Raw genomic sequence first — 25,699 nt, forward strand, 5'->3', positions numbered from 1 at the left:
AAAAAGTAAGTTCATGTAAAAAGCAACTGGTTTCTAGCACGGCTATGTCGGATAGGTATGCGTAGTACCCATTACCGGTGTAAACCAGACTCGACATACGACTATAACCCGTGTGGCCAAACTGTTGAGTGAAGTTCAGCCGTATTTCTTCCAGTACGTTAACGGTTATTGTCCTGAAGTAGTTTGAACGATCTGCTACGAATCATTAGTTTAATCTATTTTAGTCGAGGTGAAGTGACGCACTTTGGTTTGTTTTGTCAAAATGGAATAATATATTGTACATTCATTTATAATATACATTTAATTTGTCAAAAGGGTTATGATGCTTAGTTTTGTATGAGTCTTGTGGCGATCTCTTACATAATACAAGTACAGGAATAACAAGCTGGTATCGACTAACGCTTTATGTATCGCTCACTGCCGGGACAGTAACTAGTAAGAGGAGGTATCAGGCAGGTTACCGCCAAATAACAAATTTTGCTCTGCTGCAAAGAATATAGTTATCAGAAACATATGCGATGAGCACTCAACGGCTTAGCTCAATTCGTGCGTGGGACGTGGATAAGGGGCTGTTCGTAGAATAATAGTGCCTTCTCAACGGCTGTTTCTGGTGGCTGGCTATCTATAAGTAGTTAACTGCTACAAGTTTTCTTTTACGTATTTATTATTCACGCTCTAGCACGCTTATGTCAATCGTAAATCTGGATCTGGATTCGCCCGCTGATACGGCGCTTGGTCGAGGAATCAAACACATTGGCATTGGTAAATACGGTAGTAAGCCGCTTTCCGCCGAACTACTGGCGGAGTGCCGTGCTGCCCTCGAAGATCCTATGTCGCATCCGCTTCAACGGGGAGCTTTTCTGGGAGCCCTGATCGCTAAGGGACCCACGCCTGCCGAAATGACGTTGGAGGACGTGATCGGTAAAGGCGCATTCTCACATCCTACGTTTTTTATTAACAAGGTTTGTCCTGATTTGCCGATTGGTATGCATCCGATTGCCACCAAACTGGTGCGAGGACATAACCTGCAAATCAGTGAAGCACATCAACTAGGCGATTATTTGTTTGGTGATGGCGACTGCGAAACATTTCGTGGGTTAGCCGCCAGCATTTTACGCGTCAGACACGAAACCAACGAAGAATATCTGGGGCTGATGCGAGCCGCCGAGCAAACCTATTCACCAGGATTTGCGCCGATCAGTTGTGCCGACCGCCCCTTGATACAATTGGCTGAGCCGTTCGATGGGGTGGACAACAGCTACCTGATTACACCCCTGTTGGGGCAATTTTTTCAGAAGCGCGGCTACGGTGCCGTCTCTATGGTTGGACGTTCGGGCGGGCCGAAATTTACGCTCAATGCGCTTGATCTGTACATGCACATGGGCTGTCAGTTCCTGCAAAGCAACCACGAACTGGATACACCGTTGGGTCGCTACGGCTGGGTGCTCGATCAGAAAGCCCTGTCTCCCGCGTTGAACCATTGGGTAGACCGGCGACACACGATCATCAAGCGCCCTTTTCTGGCTACCTTGGAGAAAGTGCTTAACCCTTGTCACGCGCAAATTCTGGTAACGTCGGTCTTCCACATCACGTATCAAATGAAAATGGCCGAACTGGCGTTGATGGCGGGTTTCGACGCAGCTATCGTCCTGAAACGTGGTCTGGAAGGAAGTCTTGCCCCGTCAACCAGCCGGTCAACTGGAATCTTATGCGCCGTCCGGACTCCACGGGGACATATGTTTCATCAGAACTTTGAAGGTGATTCTTCCGCGTTTACGGCGTTCCGTACCGAGAGCGACGTACAATACGAGAATCCGCTGGCTTCGGATAATGCTCGGCTTGTCCAGCGGTTTATGGACGAAGGGCAAACGAACAATGCGGATTTTGATAACCGGGTACATTTTGCTCATGCGCTGTATGGGCGTGGGCTGGATTGGGTAGAAGCGCAACTGCAATACACCAATTAGCCAAGGCTGTAGCGTTTGCGGAAAGAAGAACGCAACGCCCCGACTTATCACCTCTTTTTAGAAAGAAACGATCATTACGCCGTACCTTTGTGGCTGATATTTAGCCATTCTGGCATGACAGACGTAGTAATTATTGGCGGTGGCATTGTGGGTTTAGCCACGGCGCTGCAACTGAAACAGCAACGACCAAACTTAAAAGTCGTTTTGATCGAAAAAGAACCAGCGGTGGCCCGCCACCAGACTGGTCATAACAGTGGTGTTATTCACTCCGGGCTGTATTACAAACCGGGTAGCCTGAAAGCCACGAATTGCATCCGGGGTTACCACATGCTGATCGATTTTTGTAACGCCGAAGGGATTCCCTACGACCTTTGCGGAAAAATTGTGGTAGCCACCAAGCAGGAAGAACTGCCGCAACTGGATACCCTTTACCAGCGTGGTCAACAGAACGGCTTAACGGGCCTGAAAAAATTGTCGCTGCCCGAAATGCGCGAGATTGAGCCTCACGTAAACGGAGTCGCCGGGATGTTTGTGCCCCAGACGGGGATCATCGATTATAAGCAGGTATCCGAGAAATACGCGGAGAAGTTTCAACAGCTGGGTGGCGAAATCCGGCTAGCCGAACGCGTTGAGCAGGTAACTCCCGGTACTAGCCTGAGCATCGTCGTGACGAACAAAGCGCGTTACGAAACAAAGCTGGTCGTCAACTGCGCCGGTCTGTATTCGGATAAAATCGCGCAGTTAACCCAGCCCGTCGATGTGCGTATTGTGCCGTTCCGGGGCGAGTATTTCAAGATTCGTCCCCAGAAGGAGTACCTGGTCAAAAACCTGATTTATCCGGTTCCTGATCCAAATTTTCCGTTTCTCGGCGTTCACTTTACCCGTATGGTTCATGGGGGTGTCGAAGCGGGGCCTAATGCGGTACTGGCCTTTCGGCGGGAAGGCTATTCTAAATCCGATATTAACCTGAAAGAGCTATTCGAGATATTGGCGTGGCCGGGTTTTCAGAAGGTGGCGGCTAAATACTGGGAAACGGGATTGGGTGAAATGTATCGTTCGTTTTCGAAAGCGGCCTTTACGAAAGCTTTGCAGGCGTTAATTCCCGACGTGCAGGAAGCCGACCTCGAAGATGGTGGGGCGGGTGTCCGGGCGCAGGCCTGTGACCGGAACGGCGGTCTCCTCGACGACTTTGCTATTCTGGAAACCGATAAAGCCATTAACGTCATCAACGCCCCTTCTCCCGCAGCAACCTCGTCATTGTCAATTGGGAAAACGGTATCCGAAAAAGTTCTAATCCGCTTTTAATGATCTTCACAAACAATCGTGCGTACAGAAGGTTGTAAATAGTGACAATTTTAGACTTAAAACGGACTTAGCCATGAACGCTATCACCCATATCGAAGCGCTTGATACACCTTCTGACTTGAAAGAAAAAGGAAGAGAGAAGGTTGCAGAAGCTATAAACAGACTTGTTGCCGATTCATTTGCGCTATATATCAAAACGAAAAACTACCACTGGCATATGTCCGGTCGTCACTTCCGTGATTACCACTTGCTGCTGGATGAGCAGGCCGACCAGATCTTCGCTACAATTGACCCACTAGCCGAGCGCGTTCGGAAAATCGGTGGGAACACCATCCGGTCGGTGGCTCACATTGCACAGCTGCAACGGGTAAAAGACAACGACGAGGATTTTGTAGCTCCCAAAGACATGCTGGCCGATCTGATCGATGAGAACAAAAAAATGGCCAAGAACATGCGCGATGCTCACCAGATCTGCGACGACGCAGAAGACGTAGCAACGGCGAGTTTGCTGGAAAACTACATCGACGAAACCGAACGTCGTACCTGGTTCCTGTTTGAAACGACGCGTGAACTGAACTAATAGAACTTGTTTTATCACTAGTAAGAAGCGGTCGTTTTCCGGCAATAACCCGGAAAACGACCGCTTTTAAGTATGCTGCCTTTATGAAAGTTCGCCCATCTGCTCTTATCTGGCGCCAGAATGCCAATCAAGCGGAAGTATTATTGATGCGTTATAACTACGGTGGTCAGGATGTGTACGCGTTGCCGGGTGGCAATCCGGATCGGGGCGAAATCCTGACTGAAACGGTTGTCCGAGAAATCCAGGAAGAATTAGGGGTTTCGGTCGATGTGGGCGAAATGATTCTGGCGGGCGAAATGCTACTGTCGCAACGGAATGATGATGTTCTGCACATTGTGTTTGCTACCCGCAATCTCCAGGGGCAACCAGCGCTGAATCCCGCCGAAACAACCGCGCACGAACTGGTCTGGCAACCCGTTAATGTACTCGACAAACTAAATATGTATCCGAACATCGGCGCGAAAATTCAACCCTGGTTTAGCTCGGCTACGTATCTTGGCTACGTCGGACGCATCGAACAGCAATACTTTGGTTAGCAGGTAAAGTATTCTATTTTGCGTTTCGTTACGATTGAATGTAATAAACCAATTACTAAGGCAGAAATAGTTTGTAGTAGTTTACAATATCGTTTTTGTCATGCTTCCTGCGTCAGCATGACAAAAGTTTTCGATGATTTACCTATGCTTGTACAGACCTTGAAAAGCTTATTTGGCCGGGATTTAGCCCGGTTGAAGCACGAGATTAGCCTTTACAAAGACGAAAGCCGGATTTGGTACATTGAAAAAGAAATTGCCAACTCTGCCGGTAATCTGTGTTTGCACCTGATTGGTAACCTGAATACGTACATCGGCGCTGAACTCGGCAAGACGGCCTATGTGCGCTATCGTGAGCTAGAGTTCTCGCGCAAGGATGTACCGAAGCACGAACTCATTCGGATGGTTGAGGAAACGGATGCTGTTGTCCAGAAGACGCTTGATACGGTAACCAGCGAGCAACTCGACGAGGAGTACCCTATGCTGGTTTTCGAGGAAAAAACGACAACTGGCTATCTGCTCGTACACCTGACAACTCACTTGACGTATCACCTCGGACAGATCAATTACCACCGGCGGTTGCTGGATAATTGAGTAAATCGTTACTTACAAAGCAGTCGGCTGATTGACGGGCTGTCTTTGCCGACTGATCAAACTTCCCAGGACCATTGCTAGTATGCTGGCCAGCAGGCCCCACAAAATCGGTTCGTAGTTAGTGTTCAGCCACAGACAGGCTACCCAAACCACAAAACCAACGCCCATCGACCACAGACAACCCGTTAGGTTTGCCCGTTTCCAGTAGATTCCAGCGGTTAGTGGGACAAAAAGAGACACCAGGCTAAAAGCCGACGATTCGCCTACGAGATCAAAAATATTGGTATCGCGGACCGTACTCATGCCGACGCAGATAATGGTAATGACGACGACCGCCCAGCGGATGGTTGCCAGCAATGCCTGATCGCTCAGGTCAGGACGAAAGAATTTAACCACGTTCTCGCCAAAGACCGTTGCCGGAGCCAGAATTGCCCCACTCGACACGCTCAGTATGGCCGATGTAACTGCACCGAAGAATAAGACTTGTAAAGCCAGATTGCCGTGCCGCATCACCATGTTCGGAATGATCAGCTGGTTGTCTTTGGGAAGGTCAGGGTGTAGCAGCCGGGCGCTCAGAGCAATAAAAAGCGGGATCAGGGCGATTGTCAGATACATGCCCGATGCCAGGAACGAAGCCCGGACGGATGTATCCTCGGTTTTGGCCGCCATCACGCGTTGAAAAACGTCCTGCTGCGGTATCGATCCAAGTCCTATTGTTATCCAGGCGGCTATGTACGTCGACCAGTCTTTAAGCGTCGCCTGGGGAAAGAAGCGAAAAAATCCGCTGGGTGTCCGCTTCTGAATCGTTTCCCAGCCACCCACATCATTCCAAAGCATAACGCCTAAAACCAGCATGGCTAGAATGATGATCAGGTTATGAAAAAAGTCGGTAACCGAGATTGACCACATGCCACCCAGCAGGGTGTAGATCATCACGATGGTTGCGCTGGCAATGATGCAGTATTCACGGGGTACATCAGTCACGACGCTTAACACAATGCCGATGGCAACCAGTTGAGCCGCAATCCAGCTAAAATAGGAGGGAATGACCATTAACGCGGATAAAAGCTCGGCTGATCGGCCAAACCGAATGCGGAAATAATCGCTGAATGTCGTGATGTTGAGCCGGTAGAGAGGGCGGGCAAAGAACGCACCGACGAGAAATAAGCAAAGCGACGATCCGAACGGTTCTTCGATAACCGCCTGAACACCCCCTTCTATGAACATAGCGGGTGCACCCATAATCGTCTCCGAGCCAAACCAGGTCGCAAACGTAACGGATGCGGCCAGAAACAGCGGCAATCGTCGGCCCGCCAGCACGAAATCCTGGGCGCTTGTCACGCGTCGGGCGGCCCAGGCACCAACCGCTACGTTGGAAAGAAGGTATAGGGAAATCAGAAGGAGCAGCATCGGCAACGGATAAAACACGGAGGCACAAAATACACAAAGATTGGCTGTGTATTTTGTGCCTCAATAATTTATAGTCGCTAGTTAGGACGCTAACCAAATTTTGCCCTGACGAACCGAAATGAGTGTTCTTTGTCATCTCGACGGCAGGAGAGATCTTCGGGAGCGGGTATTTTACGTCATTTCCGAAGATCCCTCGTTCCTCGGAATGACAAAAGTGTTACAAAAATAAATCTTTAGATGCCTGGTAAGACGCTCACATTCAGACCGGTGCAATATTCGTCGGTCTATGCTTACAGTTTCAGCGTTGCGGGCAAATACTTGGCGATCAGATCCTCGTAATACGGTTTTAGTTCGCTTACGACCGGTGGCTTCGGACTTTTCGAATACAGATCGTACGGGTTGAATTTATGAACCCATTTAAACATCTCATGGTCGTGATCGTCCATTAGGTGGTTATAGGCTTCTTCGCGGTGTTGCGAATAGAATGAGTGGTATCGCATCATGTACAAGGCCGGTTCAGGCATGTAATCTTTCATGATCTGATACAGATACTCATCATGACCCCACGACATGTGGACGTTACGCAGGCCACAGTTTGGCTCGTAGACGCCATATTTGGTATTATACCGTTCGTCGTAGCTATCCGGGTTATTGACAAAGTATTCAGAGTAAACGATCTTATCCGAATGCTTGCAACCTACGGGGAAGGTATCACCAACGACTGCCCACTGCGGCTCGCCAAACAGACACAGTACTTTACCCATGTCGTGCAGGAAGCCGGTCAACACAAACCAATCGGGGTGACCGTCGGCGCGGATGGCTTCGGCAGTCTGCAACAGGTGCTGAAGCTGATCGAGGTCCGTATCCGGGTCCGAATCATCGACGAGCGTGTTCAGAAACTCCATAGCGCCCCAGACGGGTAGCTCTTTCTTATCGAATTTCAAAAATTCCTGCTCTTTCTCGCGTACAAAAGCATACGTCTGGTACGTATGGTTGAGCCGGTAGAACTCACGAACGGTATCCCGCTCCGGCGTATCGTAGTTCCGATAGTCTTCTTTAGCTTTATGCGTTGGCTCGGGATAACGGCTCAGTAAGTCATCTTCCCACTGATCGAGACTGGCAAGGGGAGCGGTTTCGCTGATCATAGTTCAATGAAAATTTTTGCAGTAAATATATGATTTTATTGCTGTTAACCGACATATCGAACCAGATGTTATTGACGGGTTAAGCAAAAGTCCGGTGTTTACCAGAATACAGCGTACAAAACGGCCAAAATGCTGAATATGACCACTGACCCAGCCACAAAGGAAGGCGCTACCCGAAACATTTGTCGATCAACAATCAATCCTTTCACTCGCACCGAATCGGTCAGTGACACGACAACCATCAGCAGTACATCAATGCAGAAAACCCAGGTTGTGCGGTGTAGAAACGGAATGGGGTCCGACTGAATACCGATCAGTTCGGTTACTTCCGGCCAGAACTTAAGCAGCGTTGACAGGGGAATGGTCAGGATGGCAACGGTGAGGGCAGCCCGGTTGGTCGCGCGTTTCCAGAAAAAGCCAAGCAGAAAAATGGCCAGTACACCGGGAGTAATAAAGTTTGTGTATTCCTGAATGTACTGATAAACCTGATCGAGTGACCGGAGCAGAGGGGCCAGCGTAAGAGCGATGGCAAAAGCCACGACAACAACCCAGCGGCCAACGTTGACTAGCTTCTGTTCGGACGCGTTCTTGTCGATGTATTTTTTGTAGATATCCAGCGTAAAGATCGTTGAGATCGAGTTGCCTTTACCCGCCAGCGAGGCTACTATAGCGGCTGTCAGTGCGGCAAACGCCAGACCTTTCATACCCGCGGGTAGTAAGTTCATCAGTACCGGATAGGCATGGTCGGGTTTAACGACGCCCGATGCATCGGTCATCGCGTCGCGAAACGGGCCGCTCTGGTACAGCACGAACGCGGCAATACCCGGAATGACTACGATCAGCGGGATCATTAGCTTCAGGAAGGCGGCAAACAGAATACCGCTCCGTGCTGTCTTTAGATCCGCGCCCAACGCCCGCTGAATGATGTATTGGTTACAGCCCCAATACGAAAAGTTGTTAATCCACATACCGCCCGTTACCAACGCCATACCGGGCAAAGCGTCGTAATGCGGATGGCCTTTCGGCAGAAACATGTGAAAATGCGTGTTCGCCTGTTCGTGTAACGTCAGTAATCCATTCCAGACACTTGAATCACCGCTTTGCTGAGCCACCAGTTGTAAGGCCAGATACGTAACGACCAAGCCGCCGAACACCAGCACGGCAACCTGAATCACATCGGTATAACCGATTACTTTCATGCCGCCAAGGGTGATAAAAATAGCGAATATAGCCAGTCCGAAGGTGCAGGCCGTAAATGAAACCCCGGCCAGCGACTCGATAGCGATAGCGCCTAGGTAAAGAATAGACGTAAGATTAACCAGCACGTACACGACTAGCCAGAATACGGCCAGAATGGTACTCACCGTGTTGCTATACCGCTGCGCCAGAAACTGAGGCATGGTATAAATGTGGTTTCGGAGATAGATCGGGATAAAGTAGACTGCCACAATGACCAACGTAGCAGCCGCAAACCATTCGTACGACGAAATTGCCAGGCCCATCGCAAAGCCAGAGCCCGCCATACCAATGAAGTGTTCAGCAGATATATTCGACGCAATCAGGGAAGCGCCGATAGCCCACCAGGTCAGCGAGCCTTCAGCCAGAAAAAAATCCGTTGTGTTTACCTCGCTCCGGCGTCTTCGTTGGTAAACCCAGTAGCCGTAACCAACAACAATAACTAGATACGTAAAAAAAACGATGTAATCAGCGGTAACGAGATGGTTCATAAGGTGGGCAAAAGAAAAGGGTGCCTTAGCCTAAAGCAAGACACCCTTTTGTTATACCTAATGCTAGGTAAATACTACAACGTGCTAAAATCGAACGTTTCCAGGAATGCGGTTGTGAACTGACCCGATTTGAAGCCGGGGTCGTCCATAAGCTTGATATGGAACGGAATGGTCGTTTTGATACCTTCGATCACAAATTCCTGCAAAGCCCGCTTCATCCGGGTAATTACTTCTTCCCGCGACTGCCCTGATACAATCAGTTTGGCAATCATTGAGTCGTAGTTCGGTGGAATGGTATAACCCATGTACACGTGGCTATCGACCCGAACGCCATGACCACCCGGCATGTGCAGGACGGTAATTTTTCCCGGCGATGGGCGGAAACCGTTCGCTGGATCTTCGGCGTTGATCCGGCACTCCATAGCGTACAATTTCGGTGTATAATTCTGTCCCGAGATTCCAACGCCAGCGGCTACTTTGATCTGCTCTTTAATCAAATCGAAATCCGTTACTTCTTCGGTGATCGGGTGTTCAACCTGAATCCGGGTGTTCATCTCCATGAAGTAGAACTTCCCGTGCTTATCGACCAGGAATTCAACCGTTCCGGCTCCTTCGTAGCCGATAGCTTGAGCACCTTTGATGGCTGCTTCTCCCATCCGGTCGCGAAGATCCTGCGAAACGATGGGTGAAGGGGTTTCTTCCACCAGTTTCTGGTGCCGACGTTGGATAGAGCAATCCCGTTCGGAGAGGTGGCACACGCGTCCGTATTGATCACCAACAATCTGGATCTCAATGTGACGGGGTTCTTCTACAAATTTTTCGAGGTAAAGACCATCGTTTCCGAAGGCAGCTCCTGCTTCCGTACGGGCGTCGTTCCAGGCTTTCTCGAATTCGTTCTCCGCCCGGATAATCCGCATCCCGCGTCCACCACCACCGGCCGTTGCTTTGATGATAACGGGATAGCCCATTTCCGCAGACAATGCTTTGCCTTCTTCAATCGATTCCAGCAAGCCATCGGAACCCGGAATAACCGGAACACCAGCGATTTTCATCGTTGCCTTGGCGGTTGCCTTGTCGCCCATGCCGTTGATCTGTTCGGCGGTCGCTCCTATGAACTTTATCCCGTAATCGGCGCAGATCTGCGAAAATTCAGCGTTTTCCGACAGGAAGCCGTAGCCCGGATGAATCGCATCCGCGCCTGTGACTTCGGCAGCCGAAATGATGCTGGGGATACTCAGGTACGATTGTTTGCTGACGGGTGGGCCAATGCAAACAGCCTCGTCGGCGAAGCGCACGTGTAGGCTATCCCGGTCAGCCGTTGAGTAAACAGCGACCGTTTTTATACCCATTTCGCGGCACGTCCGAATAATTCGCAGGGCGATTTCTCCTCGGTTAGCGATTAATATTTTTTTGAACATAAACGAGAGAGGAAAAGCGTGAACGCGTGAAAGAGCGAAACTACTGCGCTTGTAACGCTCGCTCTTTCACGCGTTCACGCTTTCGCTATTAAATAGGTTCTACCAAAAATAAGGGCTGATCATATTCAACCGGCGTTGCATTTTCGACAAGCACCTTAACGATGCGTCCAGAAACTTCGGATTCAATTTCGTTGAACAGTTTCATGGCTTCTATGATGCAGACTACTTTTCCTTCGCTTACAGTGTCGCCTACCTCTACAAATGAAGGTGTTTCGGGGTTGGATGACCGGTAGAATGTACCAATCATGGGCGATTTGATGGTAACGTAGTTTGATGAATCAGCTTTGGGGGCTGCCACTGTCGGGGCGGCTGCGGCTGTTTGTGCTGGGGCTGCTACTGGCTGCGGTTGTAGAGCGGCTACTGGTGCAGGGGCAGCGGGCGCTGGAGCGGCTGCGGCAACGACAGGCGCGCCTGATCCGTAGCGCTTTACGCTGATCTTGAGGTCAGTCGTTTCGATATTTACCTCATCTAATCCCGATTGAGAGATGAAGTCAATTAGTTGCTGAATGTCTTGTGTGCTCATAGTCTAGGAGTGAAGAGCGAGAAGAGAGGGTGAGAGGCAAAGATTGGTGTCGTGCTCACAACTCGCTCCTCACTTCTTGTTTATTTCACGCGTTCTACATAATCCCGTGTACGGGTATCAACTCGAATTTTTTCACCTGACTCGATGAAGAGTGGTACCATGATTTTGGCTCCCGACTCAACTTCGACCCGCTTTTTAGGGCTGTTGGCTGTATCGCCTTTAATACCTGGCTCGGCGTAGGTCACTTCCAGCTCAACGAATGGCGGTAATTCGCACGAAAGCGGAGTGTCATTTTCAGCATTGATCAGAATTTCAACTTCCTGGCCTTCTTTCATCAGATCGGAGCCATCAACGAGTTTCTCATCGATGTTAATTTGATCAAACGATTCCTGGTCCATAAAGTTATAACCCGCTTCGTCTTTGTAAAGAAACTGGAATTTCCGGCGCTCAACCCGAACAGGGTAAATCGTTACGCCCGAGTTGAACGTATTGTCGATCACCCGACCTGTAGTAAGGCTTTTTAGTTTGGTACGCACAAAAGCCGCGCCTTTACCGGGTTTCACGTGCTGAAACTCAGTAATCTGGAAGAGGTCGTTGTTGAAGTTTAAGACTAGTCCGTTGCGGATGTCTGCGGTCGTTGCCATGTCAAAAATGTATGATAGTAGATGTTGGACGTATGCTATAGGACGCCGTGATGTTCATGTATCCTATACCATGCATCGTATGTAAAGTTAATACGCCCACTTTACGTAGGCCGCTCCCCAGGTAAAGCCACCACCAAAAGCAGCCAATACCAGATTATCCCCTTTTTTTAACTGCGATTCGTAGTCAAACAGGCAAAGCGGAATGGTTGCTGCTGTCGTGTTGCCGTATCGGTGGATGTTCATCATAACCTTGTCGGACTCAATACCCATGCGGTGAGCCGTTGCGTCGATGATGCGCTTGTTTGCCTGGTGCGGTACCAGCCAGGCAACATCGCTGCCTGTCAGTTGGTTACGCTCCATAATCTCAGCCGATACATCGGCCATATTTTTCACTGCGAATTTAAACACCGACGGACCATCCTGGTAAACGTAGTGCCATCGCTTTTCAACAGTTTCGTGGGTGGGCGGGTAGCGGCTGCCGCCTGCTTTCTGGAACAGGTGGTTCTGGCCGGTACCGTCGGACTTAATGAGCGAATCGAGAATACCCAGACCGTCATCGTTTGGTTCGAGCATTACCGCTCCGGCGCCATCGCCAAATAAAACACAGGTTGTCCGGTCCGTGTAATCAACAATTGCCGACATCTTATCGGCGCCGACAACAATCACTTTCTTGTATTTACCCGTCTCGATAAACTGTGAGCCGACGGTTATTGCGTACAGAAAGCCCGAGCAAGCGGCCTGAATGTCGAAGCTACCTACATTCCGAATACCAACCATATCGCAGATAAGATTCGCCGTGCAGGGAAATACATAATCGGGCGTGGTCGTCGCGCAGATAAGCAGATCGACCTCTTCAGGTTTCGTGTTCAGCTTTTCGAGTAAACCCGCCACTGCTTTGGCCCCCATATGCGAGGACCCCATACCTTCGCCCTTCAGAATGTGACGTTCTTTTATCCCGGTCCGCGTTGTAATCCATTCATCGTTTGTATCGACCATGCGCTCCAATTCAGTATTGGTCAGCACGTAGTCGGGTACATAGCCGTGGACTCCTGTTATGGCAGCTTTACTCATAATTCGGTGGTACAAAAAATTTACAGCCTACGGTCTATACCTTTCCAGCAGTCAAGATAATACCTGAAAGCGTTGAACATAGACCGATCATTAACTGAGGGCCTGTGCGATTTTGGTGTAAGCGTCTGATTCAACCTGTCGGATGGCCAGACCAATCATGTTTTTGATCGCAAGCGGTGACGAAATTCCGTGAGCGATAATGACATTTCCATTAACGCCAAGAATAGGACTACCGCCTACCGATTCATAATTGGTCTTATCCAGAAATTCGTCACGGATGCCCCGTTGCAATGCCATTCCGTAAAACGACTCGCCGAGCTTAAACATGGTGTTACCCGTAAAGCCATCGGTTATAATGACATCGGCTTTGCCCGCGAAGAAATCTCCGCCTTCGATGTTACCGACAAAATTGATTTTTCGATTGTCTTTGAGCAGCTGATGCGCTGCCTGGGCCACAAGGGATCCTTTTTGCTCTTCGGTACCGATGTTCATCAGCGCTACGCGGGGCCGTTCGATGTCGAACGTATACTGAGCGTAGATCGAGCCGATCTCACCGAACTGAGCGAGCATTTCGGGCTTGCAATCAGCATTGGCTCCAATGTCGAGCATAACGGCATGACCACCTGTGATCTGTGGGACAAAACCGGCAATACACGGCCGTAGGATACCCTCTATGGCTTTTATGCTAAACAGCGCACCAACGTGCATGGCTCCCGTATTTCCGGCGCTGCAAAAAGCGTTGACCTGACCGTCTTTCAAAAGCTTAAACCCAACTCCGATACTGGAATTGGGTTTCTGCGAGAGAGCTTTAGTAGGGTGCTCACTCATTTCGATGACGTCGTCAGCGTTGACCAATTCAATATTGGCAACGGCTTCCGCACCGTGTTTCTGGATTAGTTCATGCACAAGGGACTGCTTGCCAATCAGCACAATAGTTACATTTTCCGGCAATTCAGCAGCGGCCATTACAACTCCTTCCACAATTGCTTCGGGAGCAAAATCGCCACCCATTGCGTCCACTGCAATTTTCATTGACTCCGTTTGTTCAATACCTCCCAGCTTATACTGGCTAGCAAAAAATACGCGTAAAAATAGGGAGGTGGCGGGCAATAAAAAAGTATTTCGCGTTCATCTTCAGGAAGACGTCAACGAAATACTCTTTATAATAGAATGACAATTAAGCTGTTTTAGCGTAATTCTCAATGATCATCTGGCCTTTGTAAAACAAGTTGCCCTCGAAAACGTGAGCGTGGTGGCGCTCATGAACTTCACCTGTTTGGGCGTCTGTCGAGAGCGTTACGGCCGTAGCCTTGTAATGAGTTCTGCGCTTATCGCGCCGGGTGCTAGAGTGGCGTCGTTTGGGGTGTGCCATAAAACAGTTTGTAGTTTATAGTTTTTAGGTTCATCGTTCGAAGGCCATCACACACAAGCCCGTGAACAACAAACAGATTAATTATCACTCAATTTACGCAAGGCCGCCCAGCGCGGATCGATCTCCGGCTGCTCGTCTTCGCTTGTCGTTTCGGGGTCAGAGCGGTAAATTACTTTACCGTTTTGCTCATCGTCAGCATCATCCTCATCGCGAAAACGGGGATGCAATCGCTTCATGGGCAGCGACAGGCTAATAAACTCAAAAATGTAGTGAGCTACATTGATGGTTGCCGTACTGCGCTCAATCAGTTCAATCTCGTCGCTCAGCTCTTCGTTGTGGTCGCCAAACTTAAGCAGCATCGTCTGCTGCGTATCAACAGGTTCATCATAGTCATCAAGGCTCCGGTCGCATACTTGTTCGACGGTGCCTGTGATGTGAAAATCCAGCCGGATCATCGTTTCAGACTTATCCAGTGTCACATGAGTCCGAACGTTCCCTTTCTGAATTAGATCCTGTTCCAACGCAGCAAAAAACGCGTCGTCCGATGTAAAATCGTACTCGTAGCGTTTGTTGTCCAGACCGACAATATTAATGTCGTATGCGCGTAGTGGGTTCACCTCTGTGTCTCCTCTTCAAAATAAGACCGCAAAGGTACGAAATGTTTGTTAATCAGTAAAGTGCTAAGCTAAAAAAGGTTTGCGGTTTAACATTAACTTCCACTTTTTGAGAAATTTTTGTAACTCTGACACTTACCTTCCTGCTTGTTTATGTTCGTAACCTTTGTCAGCGTTACCTCGCTGGCGGTACTGATCCGCATTATTGCCAATCCGCTTTCGAACGTATTTCAGAAGCAGCTTACCCACCGATCTGCCGATCCGTTGTTCATCATTTCGGCTACTTACGGGTTTCTGGCGCTGGCTTGTCTCACGGTTTGGCCCCAGCTTCAGGTTGAAGGCTTACCCAAAGCTTTCTGGCTAAGTATGCTAGTCGTTGGTCTGTTTGCGATGCTTGGAAATGTATTTCTGGTGAAAGCACTGCACATCGGCGATCTGTCGGTACTAGGCCCCATCAATGCGTATAAATCGGTAGTAGGTCTTGTTGTTGGCATTTTTCTTTTAAACGAAATTCCGGGTTGGTGGGGGCTGGCGGGCGTTGTACTTATTGTAGTCGGTAGTTATGTCGTACTAAGCAATAAACAGCAGCGTAAAGGCTTTTCTTGGCGTATTTTCGGTCGACAGGAAGTGAAATTAAGGTTGGCAGCGCTGGTATTTTCGGCCATCGACGGAGCGTTTCTGAAAAAAGCAATCGTTCTCTCGTCGCCGACTATAGCGTTCTTTTATTGGTGTATATTCGGGTTTGCTTTTACGCTCATCTGGATGCTGATCGTTCTGAAAGACCGCTGGCAGGAGCAAACGAGCCTGCTTTTTTCGCAGAAAAGCACATACCTGGCCTTGTTCCTGACGGTTGGTGTCACGCAGGTCGCCAGCAACATTGCCCTGGCGGGGATGCAGGTCGGTTATGCGCTGGCTTTGTTTCAGACATCAGCGTTAATAAGCGTGCTGTTTGGGCACCGATTTTTCAATGAACAAGGTATACTACGGAAGCTAATAGGGGCTGGTATCATGGTTGCCGGGGCTATTCTAATCACTGTACTGGGATAAACATCTACTCGCGAAGTAGGTTATGATTGTTGAATCTATAGTCCGTAGCTGATTAACCGCTACGACAAACCGTTATAAACTTTTCCGCTATGTCTCAGTACAAACTCGTCGAAAAACACGACATCGAACACCACAATGAGTATTATGAAGTGCGTATAACGCAGGACAACGATCACCCCGAAAGCTTGTTTTTTACCACCAATGAAGAAAATCTGGAAGAGGTCGCTGCTGACATTATCTATGAGCACAGACCCGGGGTAAAGAACTGGACGGTAATTCCACATCGCAAAGACAGTTAATTAGACAAGCGAAAAATCAGGATTCGTGGCAAACGCTTTCCTTATCATTGACACCCAATTTGATTTCTGCCATCCCGACGGAGCTTTGTTTGTACCGGGGGCCGAACAGGACGTTATGCGTATGGCCAATCTGATTCGTCAGCATACGGATCAGATCGACCATATAGTGGTGACGCTCGATACACACCATCTGCTCGATATTGCCCATCCTTTATTTTGGGTAGACAATAATGGGCAGCATCCGGCACCCTTTACCCGCATTTCAGCCGAAGACGTTGATGCCGGACGTTGGGTTCCACGTTTTGCGGTCGAAAAGGCGAAGCAATACGTTCACGATCTGGAAGCGGATGGGCAGCTTGCGCACTTTATCTGGCCCGAGCATTGCCTGATCGGCTCGCGGGGTGCCGCCTTACACGATACCCTGCTCGATGCGTTGAAAGATTGGTCACGCCAGCGAGAGCTTGATTACGTGGCGGTTCCGAAAGGATTACACCCGCTGTCGGAGCACTTCGGTATTTTCCGGGCGCAGGTTCCCGATCCGGCGGTGCCCGAATCACAGCTCAACACGGGCCTGATTGCTGACCTTGATCGTTTCGACCGGGTTTACCTGATGGGCGAAGCTAAATCCCACTGTGTAGCCAATAGCTTGAAACAAATCCTTGACTTTGCTCCGGAGCTTGTGCCCAAAGTGACGGTCGTGACTGATTGTATGTCGGACGTAACGGGCTTAGGTCATCTTGCTGATCCGATTTATGCTGAAGCTCGCGCAAGAAATGTGCATTTTGTGAAATCAGACGCGGTTTTTAGCTGAAAACCCGTACTTTTCGGCTGTATGGAAAAAACGTTACCACTGTTTCCGCTCAGTTTAATCGTTTATCCGGGCGAAGATTTGAATCTCCACATCTTCGAGCCGCGCTATCGCCAGCTCATTAATGAGTGTCTGGAAGAGGAGCGTACGTTCGGTATTCCGGCATTCATCAATAACAAGATGCCGGGTTACGGCACCGAAATGCACGTAACCAGTCTGCACAGACGTTACGACGATGGACGGATGGATATTAAGTCCAAAGGACTATCGGTGTTCCGGTTAGTTAATTTCGAAAACCCTATTCCCGGAAAGCTCTATGCGGGTGGGGAAGTAGAAATGATTGACAAGAGCGATAGCTTCAGCGCTCACGCGACGGCATTGATGGAACGCCTAGAGCGTCTATACGGCTTGTTGCAGATCGAAAACGATTGCGATCCAACCAGCGAAAATTTTTCGTATAAAGTAGCGCACAAAGTTGGTTTATCGGTCGATCAGGAATATGAGTTGCTGACCCTTGAAACCGAAGCCGAACGTCAGCTTTTTTTGATTCAGCACCTTAATAATGTCATGCCTGTAGTGGCTGACATGGAGCGGACCAAGCAGCGCATCCGCATGAACGGCCACTTCAAAAACCTCGATCCGCTCAATTTTTAACAAGCTCCTTTGAGAGCCGATCTTTCGGGAGTGACAGACTCTTGTCCTAGGCGTGGTGTCGGTTTTGAGAAACCGACACCTGGCGGCAGAAATCCGTGTCGGTTTTGAGAACCGCGCGGGCGGCCCCGCCGACACCACGCTCACACCACGCCCACGGAGCTTACAGCAATTTCATTGTCTCGTAATCACCGACGTGTTGCAGGTAAAAGAAATGCAGCAACAAACCATTGACGTTGTTGACCAATTTGTGCGCTTCGGGCAGTGACGTAACAACGGTGGTTATCCGTTCGTGCTCCGACTGGTTGCCCATATCTTTGTGGTGAAAGCTCATGATTTCGTCGTGCGACATTTCGCGTTCGACGTAGAAATAATGCATCGCTTCATCGCTTGTCCCCGTACTAGGATAGCACAACTGGGAGTTAAGCTTTGTCAACTCATCAGCCGTGACGGTAAGACCAATCTCTTCGCCTAGCTCACGAGCGGCTACTTCATCCGGCGCATCGCTGGCATCGACCATACCGGCGGGGTGCTCGTACGTATGCGACCCATCGGCAATCCGCCGTTGACGAACCAACACGACGTATTTCTGTTTGGTCTCTTTATCGATCAGGGCCACCAGCATACAGACCGCATGGCCTTTCAAGAACAAAGCCGGTGGAATTTTATCGCCCTCGGGTGTATCGGCGTCTACTTCGAGCATGGCGAAGAGTACTTCACCATTATGCCGACGCCGGATGTAAAAATCGTTGATCGCGTTAATTTTAAGCCCATTGCTTTCCATCTGGCTTTTCCAGAATTTGAATTTCGGTGCGTCCTGAAGGGCTTCTTCGTGTTTACTCATAGTCGTTTATCGAATCAAAATTACGTTACTCACCGGGCGTTCGCCGGTATGAATCCACTGCTTGCTATCGGACGGATAATTAACGACCCCAGCGCTCCCCTGACCTACCGAGCGAATCCAGAGCGTTGTGGAGCCACCTCCGTCGAGGTTGATTGCGTCGCGGCAACCGAGCCAGCGCATGAGATCCGTTAGTTCGTGCAGGTTCATGCCTTGTGCGTTCGCATTTCGTCCGTCGACGGTAGCTAGAATCAGCCGTTTGCCCGGACCTACGCATAGACACGCCCGCGGATGACGATTGTCGTTAAAAGCGTTCTTTTGAAGCGGATGCGGCTTGCCGTTGCGCAGTAGTAACGGACCCGTTGTCATCACGTTTTCCGCCGACAGTTGCCGGTCCCAACCGGGCTGGTTACCGCCAAAAACAAGCTTAACCTTATTCTTGTGAATAACAATGGCTGCCTGCTGATGTTCAACCATCGTTTTGCCGGACAATCGAGTGGTGTCCAGCACACGACCATCAATTTTGATCAGATCGACCGAACCTCCCTTTTTTGTGTCGAAGAACGTGCCGTTTAGGGCAACCAACGCCTTGAATTTCTGACCGAACCAGCTAGTCGGCTTTAAGCTATCACCGGCTGATCCAAAAGCGATGGTCGGCCGACGACGATTTTTGAGGACGATCAGGTTAATGTTCTGTTTCGATTTAAACAAGCTGTCGAAGTGCGCTTCCTGCCAGAGGATACGGCGGTGAATGCGGCTGTTGCGCCAGTTGGCCGTTTTGACCTGTACGGAATCCGTTGACTGAGCAAAGGTGAACCGAATGCTCAGCAAGGTGATAGCGACCAATAAAGTGACTCGAGAAAGATACATAGAATCGTTTGTAAACGCAGAGGAAGCCGACCTAGTCGGGGAGCTACCAAGCGCCTAAAGCGTGGCGTCCACGAATATCCCGGCTTCCTCCAGGTTTACCAAATTAACTTATTTCTGCGTCAGGCCCTGAGCATCGGGACCGACGTAGCGCTCAAAGAATTCGTAAATCCGAAGCATCCGGTCAATACGCTGACGGACATTGCCCGTACGGCTCAACTCGTGCGTTGCCCCCGGCATCCGAACGTACTCAACCGGACGGCCCAGAATTTTAAGGCTCTTATACATCATCTCGCTCTGGATAATACCCGTGCGCAGGTCGTTTTCGCCGTGTTTGATCAGCAAAGGCGTTTTGATGTTCTGCACGAACGTGTACGGCGAGTTGGCGTCCAGCACTTTGGCTTCGGCTGTCCACGGATAGGCAAAGTAGTTTGGCACAAGCCGCCAGGCATTACCCTCACCCAGGAAAGTTGTCAGGTCGTACACACCGCGTTGCGAGAAAGCGGCTTTGAATCGGTTGTCATGGCCGACGATCCAGGCCGTGAGGTAGCCCGCGTATGAACCACCTGTGATCACCTGCCGACTTGTATCGACCCAGGCTTCCTTTGCCGCAGCGGTTGCCGCAGCCAGTACATCTTCGGCCGGGCCGGTTCCCCAATCTTTGATGTTAGCCCGTTGAAATTCGAGTCCGTAACCGCCCGAACCGCGTGGATTGGCGTAGACAACCCCGTACCCCTGCGAACACATATACTGAAATTCGTGCCACATTGACGGTTCGCCCGGTCCCCACATGGCGGTTGGCCCACCATGCATATTGAGCAGGAGCGGATATTTTTTACCATTTTCCACAAGGACTGGTTTCATGATCCAGTAATCAACCGTTTGACCAAGCGAATTCTTGTACGTGTGCTTTTCGGGAAAGCTAAGCTGCTTTTGAGTGACCCAGTCGTTGTAATTGCTCAGCTTCGTCTGAGCCTTGGCCTCGGCGTTTGTTAGATACAGTTCCGATGGGTTTGTTACCTCCGTTTTGGCGAAAACGATTTGACCACCAGTGATGTCGAAATTCGTTACGCCACTCTCAAACGGAGTTAACTGACTTACCTGGCGTGTTGCGGGATCGAGTCGGTAGAGCGGAGTTCCACCATTTGCGGCAGCGGTGAAGTAGATCGCATAGCCAGTGGTTCCTTTCTTGCCTTTGCCCGACGATGGAAGAGCTGTCCAGGTCAGATTACTCGCTGCCCGGTCGAAGGTAACGGGCTGGATGGTTGAGGCTGTTGTACCGGTTAACGTTGCCAGACCAATCTGCGCGAAGTTGACGCCTTCGGATGGACTCATCAGAACGGCCAGTTGTTTGCCATCGGGTGAAACCTCCGGCGAACCGTAGCTTTTTCCGGTTTCGGCCAGTACGACCGTCCGAGTACCGGAGCCATTGGCCGGGATGAATACGATGGCGTTGTCCGATTCACGGTCGGGGTGCTTGAGCGAGTCACGATCCGTTACGGCTAGTAAACCCTGCCCGTTGGGTAGCCAGGTTCCTGCCTGAAACGACGAAAAGCCACGCGTCAGGGCTTTGGGTGTTGCCTCTTCGTTGACGTCGATCACGTACAAATGCGTGAAACTAAGGTCTGGCTCGGTCGTAGACTCTCCCTGAAAGTTAAGCCGGGTAATGACCTTTGCCTTTTTATCGTCAACGTCTTTGTTTAGATACGCCCGAATTTCGGCCAGCGATCCGTCGGGGTTCGCTTTGATTTTTTTGTCTGTCTTGATGAAGTTGTTATTGGCAAAACCCGGCTTTTCGAGCGACCAGAGCGGACCGTTCTTACTCGGATTCAACACCGAATCGGTTAGCATCTGCGCCGTAGTGACGGTACCCGAAAAGGCAATCCGCTTCCCATCGGGCGACCAGACCGGGCTCGACGCACCGTAGGGGCTGTTGGTCAGCTGCCAGGCTTCACCACCATTGAGCGGCATGACAAAAATCTGACCTTTGCCTTTTACGGTCCGCACAAAGGCAATCCGTTGACCATCCGGCGACCATACCGCCTGCCGGGCCGATTCGTTACCACGGGTCAGGGCTTTGCTGTCGCCGGGCTTAAGATTGGTCAGGTAAACGTGCGTTTTGTATTCGTATTCTTCCTTCTGGTCGGGGTTTGGCTCAATCGTCGTGAGCGTGTAAACCGCCTGTTTACCATCGGGGGAGAGTTCGATGCCGCCTACCTGCCTGATGCGTGTCAGATCGGTAACGACAACCTTGCTTTTGGTCTGCGCACAGACGACCTGTGCTGTCAGTGTAAGAAAAAGGAAAGTTCGTTTTAGCATAGCTAATTCAGGTTATATGTTGGCGAAAATACAAAAAAGGGGTGTAGAATGATTGTTCTACACCCCTTTTCAGCAATGCCTGCCTGATTAGGACAGCAAAGGCAGATAACGCTCTTGCAGGATAGCTGCGTGGTGCCGCGCGTGACCAACTACCACAAAGCCCAGCGCCAGTACGGATATGGTCTGATTAGAAGCGGTACCGCTGCGGACCAACATTTCGTCGTCAACGCTTTTGAACAGCCAGATGGTCGCCTGCCGAACACTGGCAAATTCATCATACAGATCCGCAAGCGTCCGGCGGTTGGCTTGAGCCGAATGGGCAAACGGATCTTCATCGAAGCCGGGTAAGGCGGTTTTGTCGTTGCGGGCGAAGCGCATCGCACGGTACGTCATAATACGCTCGGTATCGATAACATGCTGAAGAATGTCCTTGCCCGTCCATTTGCCGGGCGCGTAGCGGAGATCGCCCAACGCGTCGAGCGTTTCAAGTGGAATCAGGCTATTGAAAGATGCCTGTTGAGTCAGTGCATCAATGATGTCGATGTCCTGGACCAGGTGGATGTAGCGGTCGAAAAATTGGGGCAATGCCGGAATGTCGGACTTAGTCATAGTGGCGAATGATTGGCTGCCGAAAGATCTGAAACTTTGGTGAGTTTTCGAATTGGGACTATTTCTTTCGGATTGGGGACAAATCAATCATCAGCCGTGACCAATGTGTATACTTGCCGCTCTAACAGAAACCGGTAGGATTGGCTGCTGGCAGTAAGCGGAAATTTAGAGCGGCAGGTATTCACATGCAACGGGTATGTTCTATCAACAAAGTGTTTGTCCACGTTTCCCATCAATTCTATGAAAAATAACTACGGAAAATTAACGGGCTTCGGTTGGTTAATAATGTTAGTGAGCGCTGTAAGCTTAGCCTTTTTTAGTCAGGCGCAAACCGTTTCTCCACCCCAAATTCAATGGCAGCGGACGATTGGTAACCAACCGTTAAATGCGACAGGATCCAGGATTGTGAAAGTGAGTAGTGGCGGTTATGCTATTTTGACATACGGTCAACTTCATCGGTTATCGGCTACTGGCGAGGTGCTATGGAGTACTACCATTACAGGTAATCCGTTGACGAGTGTACCCGGTCAATACGCTCAATTTTATACTGCATACGGACTTATAGAGACGCCAGATGGCGGTTTCGCAATGATCGTAGTAGATGCGGGGCGCTATGCGCTGGTTAAGTTTAATAGTGCTGGTGAAGTAACTTCCAGAAAACTACTAGTAGGTACATTACCTAATGAGCGTGGTATAAGTGTAACAGACCTTATTTCGAGCCCAGAAGGTGGCTATATGGCCTTTGGCGGGGCTGGTCCGGGACGGCAGAGAGGGGTAGTTGCCATGAAGCTTGACCAGGACGGTAACATAGTTTGGCAGCGGGAGTATTATTATGAGACCGATGTTAAACTTTATTCAGGAAATATAATCAATTCAGCGGATGGCGGTTATATACTAACCGGTGGCGTTGGTGGAATTGGTCCTTATCAGGGCAGCAATGGATGGGCAGCTAAAATAGATGGTCAGGGCAATCGCATATGGCAAAGACGCTATAACGATTTTTCATATTTCAGGGACGTTGTTCAAAGTCCTTTTGCCAATGACGCTTACGTAGCCATTGGGTCGAATACCAATGATCCCGAAACCACTCGAACGATCACTATAGGTGCGGATGGAATTGCTATAGGTACATTTCAGTTATCGGGCCAAGCTCCTGACACATACTACGATTGTACATTGATAGGTAATTCAGCAAAGAATGGAGTTCCTGCCTATCTAACTCTCATGGATGTCAGCAGTCAGAATAATGGTGATATTCGGTTAACGGCGATCAATGCGCAAAATGAAGTAAGTTGGACAAAGACGTTAGGCGGTTCAGGCAAAGAAAAGGGGCAGGCTATTCTGGCTACAGATGATGGCGGCTATATTGCTGTTGGTACGACTACGTCAACGGATGGCGATGTAACCGGCAAGACAACGAGTGATGAAGCTACATGGGTAGTCAAGTTAAGCGCACCCGTATCAACACCCACATCGACTTTGAAGCTAACCCAGCCAACCTATAACTGTAATACAGGTATCATCACCTTCAACACAAGTGGTGGCGATGGTTCACCTATTACGTATACGGCACCAGGAATTACCCGTTCTTCACCTACCAGCAACACGGGAGTTATTGAGCAGGGCTTACGCAATGATCCCAAGTCCATTACTATCCAGGCTACGCAGCATGGTTATACAACAAGTTACATCTTTGATTTAAAAGCAAGTTGTACATCCAACAACGGACCCTATCCTCCAGTTCTTGCCACACCCATTCAAAATCTTACCTTAACAGTGGGGCAGAGCTTGGATCGTTATAGGGTCAACTTTAATTTTAAAGATCCTAACTCGCACCACGGTACCAGCTTTTACCTGCTTTCGTTTGAAGCTACGAATACACCACCCGGCTTGTATTTCTTCGATGATACCGATTCGGGAACAGGAATAGGCGATGCTTATTTTACGGGTACACCTACCAAGCCTGGTACTTACCTAATCACGGTAACCGCTTACTTCTTTCGGTATACCGCGTCTAGCATCTCTACTTCTGGAACCTTCACAATAACCGTAATTGACCCGTCCGTCAATCCACCCACCGGAGGGGATTTAAAATTAACTCAGCCTACGTATGATTGCGCAACGGGGGCTATCACTTTTAACACAAGTGGTGGCGACGGTTCACCCATCACGTATTCTGCGCCAGGAATTACTCGCTCGTCGGCCAGCAACAACACCGGCGTCGTTGAGCAGGGACTGCGTAATGATCCCAAGCCTATTACCATCCAAGCGACCCAGAGCGGCTATACGACTAGCTATACCTTCGATTTGAAGGCTTACTGCACCTCCCGTCAGCGCTCTCCGCTTTACACCTCGGTGGCGGATCGAAGCCTGGAAGTCGGTAAAGTGGTCCTCTATCCACCCTTTGAGATTGGGCAAGGCTACTACAGCCCCTCTGATCCCAACAATTATAAGAAGTGGTCGATATCGGCAACGGGCTTGCCGCCCGGATTGTCTCTCAAAACGGAGGTGGTGATGAGTACGTTCTTTATAGTTCGGATTGGTGGCAATCCAACTACGGTGGGTGTATATCCGGTGATGGTAACGGCCATTGATCCGCAGTATCCCAATGATCCCTACACAACTCGTTTTACCATCACCGTCGTCAATTCCCCTACCGGAGGAACATTGACACTTACGCAGCCCACCTACGATTGTGCTACCGGTGCCATTACATTTAAGACAACAGGGGGGGATGGCTCGCCGATTGAGTTCAGAGCCATTGGCATTACCGACTGGACAACCAATCCGAGCCAGTTTGTCGATCGGGAGAGCCGCACTGCGAGCGATGTACAACCCTTCACGATTATGGCGCGTCAGAGTGGACAGGTTGTTACGTATACCTGGGACCTAAAGGCTGCCTGTGGTCGGACGCGAGTGGGCGCAATAGAAGTAGGACAAGCGTTCTCAGTGCAACTACTCGGAAACCCGGTTCAGGACTGGGTGAACATTCAGATACGGGGTGCTGAAGGCCAATCGGTACAGTTGCGGCTAACGGACTTACAAGGTCGCTTGCTGGAAAGCCGGACGATTGAGCAGGCCAAACCGGTAGAGGAGCAGCAATTCTGGCTACATGCATCCGCACCTAAATTATTATTGCTACAGGCCGCGACCCCGCAGCAAGTACAGACCGTAAAGATTATCAAGCAATAAACGTAGCGTATTGAGTTCGCAAACAGGCTTCTGAGAAACCGGAAGCCTGTTTTTTTTAATGATCGATCCGTGATTGAAGTAGGCCGTTCCGAAGTCAGTGGCG

At 49.9% G+C, this 25,699-nt stretch carries 24 protein-coding genes; 10 read left to right on the forward strand and 14 right to left on the reverse strand.

Annotation, left to right across the window (positions count from 1 at the left end; translation table 11 throughout):
• The first annotated feature begins 686 nt into the window (after positions 1-686).
• The 5 genes from LQ777_RS01465 (at position 687) to LQ777_RS01485 (ending at position 4,979) form a co-directional block, all read left to right on the forward strand.
• On the forward strand, positions 687-1,967 hold the full coding sequence (locus LQ777_RS01465; protein ID WP_232560745.1) for an anthranilate phosphoribosyltransferase: 1,281 nt from the start codon (positions 687-689) through the stop codon (positions 1,965-1,967).
• Positions 1,968-2,081: 114 nt separating this feature from the next.
• On the forward strand, positions 2,082-3,272 hold the full coding sequence (gene lhgO, locus LQ777_RS01470; protein ID WP_232560746.1) for an L-2-hydroxyglutarate oxidase: 1,191 nt from the start codon (positions 2,082-2,084) through the stop codon (positions 3,270-3,272).
• A 73-nt stretch (positions 3,273-3,345) separates the two neighbouring features.
• Complete coding sequence (locus tag LQ777_RS01475) at positions 3,346-3,852, forward strand: Dps family protein (protein WP_232560747.1); 507 nt, start codon at positions 3,346-3,348, stop codon at positions 3,850-3,852.
• 83 nt (positions 3,853-3,935) lie between these two features.
• Positions 3,936-4,388: an NUDIX hydrolase gene (locus tag LQ777_RS01480; RefSeq protein WP_232560748.1), complete on the forward strand. Its 453-nt coding sequence runs from the start codon at positions 3,936-3,938 to the stop codon at positions 4,386-4,388.
• A gap of 144 nt (positions 4,389-4,532) precedes the next feature.
• Positions 4,533-4,979, forward strand: coding sequence for a DinB family protein (locus tag LQ777_RS01485; protein WP_232562780.1), 447 nt, complete (start codon positions 4,533-4,535; stop codon positions 4,977-4,979).
• Between the two features lie 12 nt (positions 4,980-4,991).
• On the opposite strand, the gene LQ777_RS01490 is transcribed toward LQ777_RS01485, so the two are convergent.
• From LQ777_RS01490 to LQ777_RS01535, 10 genes are all read right to left on the reverse strand, one after another.
• Positions 4,992-6,389 (reverse strand): high affinity choline transporter 1, encoded by a 1,398-nt coding sequence (locus LQ777_RS01490; protein WP_232560749.1) that lies wholly within the window; start codon positions 6,387-6,389, stop codon positions 4,992-4,994.
• Between the two features lie 290 nt (positions 6,390-6,679).
• Positions 6,680-7,534 (reverse strand): inositol oxygenase, encoded by an 855-nt coding sequence (locus LQ777_RS01495; RefSeq protein WP_232560750.1) that lies wholly within the window; start codon positions 7,532-7,534, stop codon positions 6,680-6,682.
• Positions 7,535-7,632: 98 nt separating this feature from the next.
• Complete coding sequence (locus tag LQ777_RS01500; RefSeq protein WP_232560751.1) at positions 7,633-9,261, reverse strand: sodium:solute symporter family transporter; 1,629 nt, start codon at positions 9,259-9,261, stop codon at positions 7,633-7,635.
• Positions 9,262-9,335: 74 nt separating this feature from the next.
• Complete coding sequence (accC, locus tag LQ777_RS01505) at positions 9,336-10,679, reverse strand: acetyl-CoA carboxylase biotin carboxylase subunit (RefSeq protein WP_232560752.1); 1,344 nt, start codon at positions 10,677-10,679, stop codon at positions 9,336-9,338.
• An 88-nt stretch (positions 10,680-10,767) separates the two neighbouring features.
• Complete coding sequence (gene accB, locus LQ777_RS01510) at positions 10,768-11,262, reverse strand: acetyl-CoA carboxylase biotin carboxyl carrier protein (RefSeq protein WP_232560753.1); 495 nt, start codon at positions 11,260-11,262, stop codon at positions 10,768-10,770.
• Between the two features lie 80 nt (positions 11,263-11,342).
• Positions 11,343-11,906 carry an elongation factor P gene (gene efp, locus LQ777_RS01515; protein ID WP_232560754.1) on the reverse strand — a complete coding sequence of 188 codons (564 nt, stop codon included), beginning with the start codon at positions 11,904-11,906 and terminating at the stop codon, positions 11,343-11,345.
• A gap of 87 nt (positions 11,907-11,993) precedes the next feature.
• Complete coding sequence (locus tag LQ777_RS01520) at positions 11,994-12,977, reverse strand: beta-ketoacyl-ACP synthase III (RefSeq protein WP_232560755.1); 984 nt, start codon at positions 12,975-12,977, stop codon at positions 11,994-11,996.
• Positions 12,978-13,067: 90 nt separating this feature from the next.
• Entirely contained in the window at positions 13,068-14,009 is a 942-nt protein-coding gene (gene plsX / locus LQ777_RS01525; RefSeq protein WP_232560756.1) for a phosphate acyltransferase PlsX, read from the reverse strand.
• Positions 14,010-14,154: 145 nt separating this feature from the next.
• Positions 14,155-14,349: a 50S ribosomal protein L32 gene (rpmF, locus tag LQ777_RS01530; RefSeq protein ID WP_077923042.1), complete on the reverse strand. Its 195-nt coding sequence runs from the start codon at positions 14,347-14,349 to the stop codon at positions 14,155-14,157.
• A gap of 77 nt (positions 14,350-14,426) precedes the next feature.
• On the reverse strand, positions 14,427-14,966 hold the full coding sequence (locus LQ777_RS01535) for a YceD family protein (protein WP_232560757.1): 540 nt from the start codon (positions 14,964-14,966) through the stop codon (positions 14,427-14,429).
• A gap of 150 nt (positions 14,967-15,116) precedes the next feature.
• Between LQ777_RS01535 and LQ777_RS01540 the strand changes: the two genes are divergently transcribed.
• From LQ777_RS01540 to LQ777_RS01555, 4 genes are all read left to right on the forward strand, one after another.
• On the forward strand, positions 15,117-16,010 hold the full coding sequence (locus LQ777_RS01540) for an EamA family transporter (RefSeq protein WP_232560758.1): 894 nt from the start codon (positions 15,117-15,119) through the stop codon (positions 16,008-16,010).
• A gap of 89 nt (positions 16,011-16,099) precedes the next feature.
• On the forward strand, positions 16,100-16,309 hold the full coding sequence (locus tag LQ777_RS01545; protein ID WP_232560759.1) for a hypothetical protein: 210 nt from the start codon (positions 16,100-16,102) through the stop codon (positions 16,307-16,309).
• A gap of 25 nt (positions 16,310-16,334) precedes the next feature.
• Positions 16,335-17,120 (forward strand): cysteine hydrolase family protein, encoded by a 786-nt coding sequence (locus LQ777_RS01550; RefSeq protein ID WP_232560760.1) that lies wholly within the window; start codon positions 16,335-16,337, stop codon positions 17,118-17,120.
• A 21-nt stretch (positions 17,121-17,141) separates the two neighbouring features.
• Positions 17,142-17,771: an LON peptidase substrate-binding domain-containing protein gene (locus tag LQ777_RS01555; protein ID WP_232560761.1), complete on the forward strand. Its 630-nt coding sequence runs from the start codon at positions 17,142-17,144 to the stop codon at positions 17,769-17,771.
• 160 nt (positions 17,772-17,931) lie between these two features.
• On the opposite strand, the gene LQ777_RS01560 is transcribed toward LQ777_RS01555, so the two are convergent.
• From LQ777_RS01560 to LQ777_RS01575, 4 genes are all read right to left on the reverse strand, one after another.
• On the reverse strand, positions 17,932-18,612 hold the full coding sequence (locus LQ777_RS01560) for an NUDIX hydrolase (protein WP_232560762.1): 681 nt from the start codon (positions 18,610-18,612) through the stop codon (positions 17,932-17,934).
• A 6-nt stretch (positions 18,613-18,618) separates the two neighbouring features.
• Positions 18,619-19,479: a phosphodiester glycosidase family protein gene (locus tag LQ777_RS01565; protein ID WP_232560763.1), complete on the reverse strand. Its 861-nt coding sequence runs from the start codon at positions 19,477-19,479 to the stop codon at positions 18,619-18,621.
• Between the two features lie 108 nt (positions 19,480-19,587).
• Complete coding sequence (locus LQ777_RS01570) at positions 19,588-21,795, reverse strand: S9 family peptidase (RefSeq protein ID WP_232560764.1); 2,208 nt, start codon at positions 21,793-21,795, stop codon at positions 19,588-19,590.
• 87 nt (positions 21,796-21,882) lie between these two features.
• The gene (locus LQ777_RS01575) at positions 21,883-22,404 is read right to left on the reverse strand and encodes a DinB family protein (protein WP_232560765.1); all 522 of its coding nucleotides are present in this window, start codon (positions 22,402-22,404) and stop codon (positions 21,883-21,885) included.
• Between the two features lie 240 nt (positions 22,405-22,644).
• Between LQ777_RS01575 and LQ777_RS01580 the strand changes: the two genes are divergently transcribed.
• Entirely contained in the window at positions 22,645-25,596 is a 2,952-nt protein-coding gene (locus LQ777_RS01580; RefSeq protein ID WP_232560766.1) for an RHS repeat domain-containing protein, read from the forward strand.
• Positions 25,597-25,699 lie beyond the last annotated feature (103 nt).

The organism is Spirosoma oryzicola, from assembly GCF_021233055.1.
Taxonomy (GTDB): domain Bacteria; phylum Bacteroidota; class Bacteroidia; order Cytophagales; family Spirosomataceae; genus Spirosoma; species Spirosoma oryzicola.

Excerpts from the sequence above, each read along its gene's own strand:
- LQ777_RS01500 (WP_232560751.1), bottom strand. The coding sequence starts at position 9,261 with ATGAACCATCTCGTTACCGCTGATTACATCGTTTTTTTTACGTATCTA.
- plsX (WP_232560756.1), bottom strand. The coding sequence starts at position 14,009 with ATGAAAATTGCAGTGGACGCAATGGGTGGCGATTTTGCTCCCGAAGCA.
- LQ777_RS01490 (WP_232560749.1), bottom strand. The coding sequence starts at position 6,389 with ATGCTGCTCCTTCTGATTTCCCTATACCTTCTTTCCAACGTAGCGGTT.
- LQ777_RS01495 (WP_232560750.1), bottom strand. The coding sequence starts at position 7,534 with ATGATCAGCGAAACCGCTCCCCTTGCCAGTCTCGATCAGTGGGAAGAT.
- LQ777_RS01540 (WP_232560758.1), top strand. The coding sequence starts at position 15,117 with ATGTTCGTAACCTTTGTCAGCGTTACCTCGCTGGCGGTACTGATCCGC.
- efp (WP_232560754.1), bottom strand. The coding sequence starts at position 11,906 with ATGGCAACGACCGCAGACATCCGCAACGGACTAGTCTTAAACTTCAAC.
- LQ777_RS01520 (WP_232560755.1), bottom strand. The coding sequence starts at position 12,977 with ATGAGTAAAGCTGCCATAACAGGAGTCCACGGCTATGTACCCGACTAC.
- accB (WP_232560753.1), bottom strand. The coding sequence starts at position 11,262 with ATGAGCACACAAGACATTCAGCAACTAATTGACTTCATCTCTCAATCG.
- LQ777_RS01565 (WP_232560763.1), bottom strand. The coding sequence starts at position 19,479 with ATGTATCTTTCTCGAGTCACTTTATTGGTCGCTATCACCTTGCTGAGC.
- LQ777_RS01480 (WP_232560748.1), top strand. The coding sequence starts at position 3,936 with ATGAAAGTTCGCCCATCTGCTCTTATCTGGCGCCAGAATGCCAATCAA.
- LQ777_RS01560 (WP_232560762.1), bottom strand. The coding sequence starts at position 18,612 with ATGAGTAAACACGAAGAAGCCCTTCAGGACGCACCGAAATTCAAATTC.
- LQ777_RS01475 (WP_232560747.1), top strand. The coding sequence starts at position 3,346 with ATGAACGCTATCACCCATATCGAAGCGCTTGATACACCTTCTGACTTG.
- rpmF (WP_077923042.1), bottom strand. The coding sequence starts at position 14,349 with ATGGCACACCCCAAACGACGCCACTCTAGCACCCGGCGCGATAAGCGC.
- LQ777_RS01570 (WP_232560764.1), bottom strand. The coding sequence starts at position 21,795 with ATGCTAAAACGAACTTTCCTTTTTCTTACACTGACAGCACAGGTCGTC.
- LQ777_RS01545 (WP_232560759.1), top strand. The coding sequence starts at position 16,100 with ATGTCTCAGTACAAACTCGTCGAAAAACACGACATCGAACACCACAAT.
- lhgO (WP_232560746.1), top strand. The coding sequence starts at position 2,082 with ATGACAGACGTAGTAATTATTGGCGGTGGCATTGTGGGTTTAGCCACG.
- LQ777_RS01575 (WP_232560765.1), bottom strand. The coding sequence starts at position 22,404 with ATGACTAAGTCCGACATTCCGGCATTGCCCCAATTTTTCGACCGCTAC.
- LQ777_RS01580 (WP_232560766.1), top strand. The coding sequence starts at position 22,645 with ATGAAAAATAACTACGGAAAATTAACGGGCTTCGGTTGGTTAATAATG.
- LQ777_RS01555 (WP_232560761.1), top strand. The coding sequence starts at position 17,142 with ATGGAAAAAACGTTACCACTGTTTCCGCTCAGTTTAATCGTTTATCCG.
- LQ777_RS01465 (WP_232560745.1), top strand. The coding sequence starts at position 687 with ATGTCAATCGTAAATCTGGATCTGGATTCGCCCGCTGATACGGCGCTT.
- accC (WP_232560752.1), bottom strand. The coding sequence starts at position 10,679 with ATGTTCAAAAAAATATTAATCGCTAACCGAGGAGAAATCGCCCTGCGA.
- LQ777_RS01485 (WP_232562780.1), top strand. The coding sequence starts at position 4,533 with ATGCTTGTACAGACCTTGAAAAGCTTATTTGGCCGGGATTTAGCCCGG.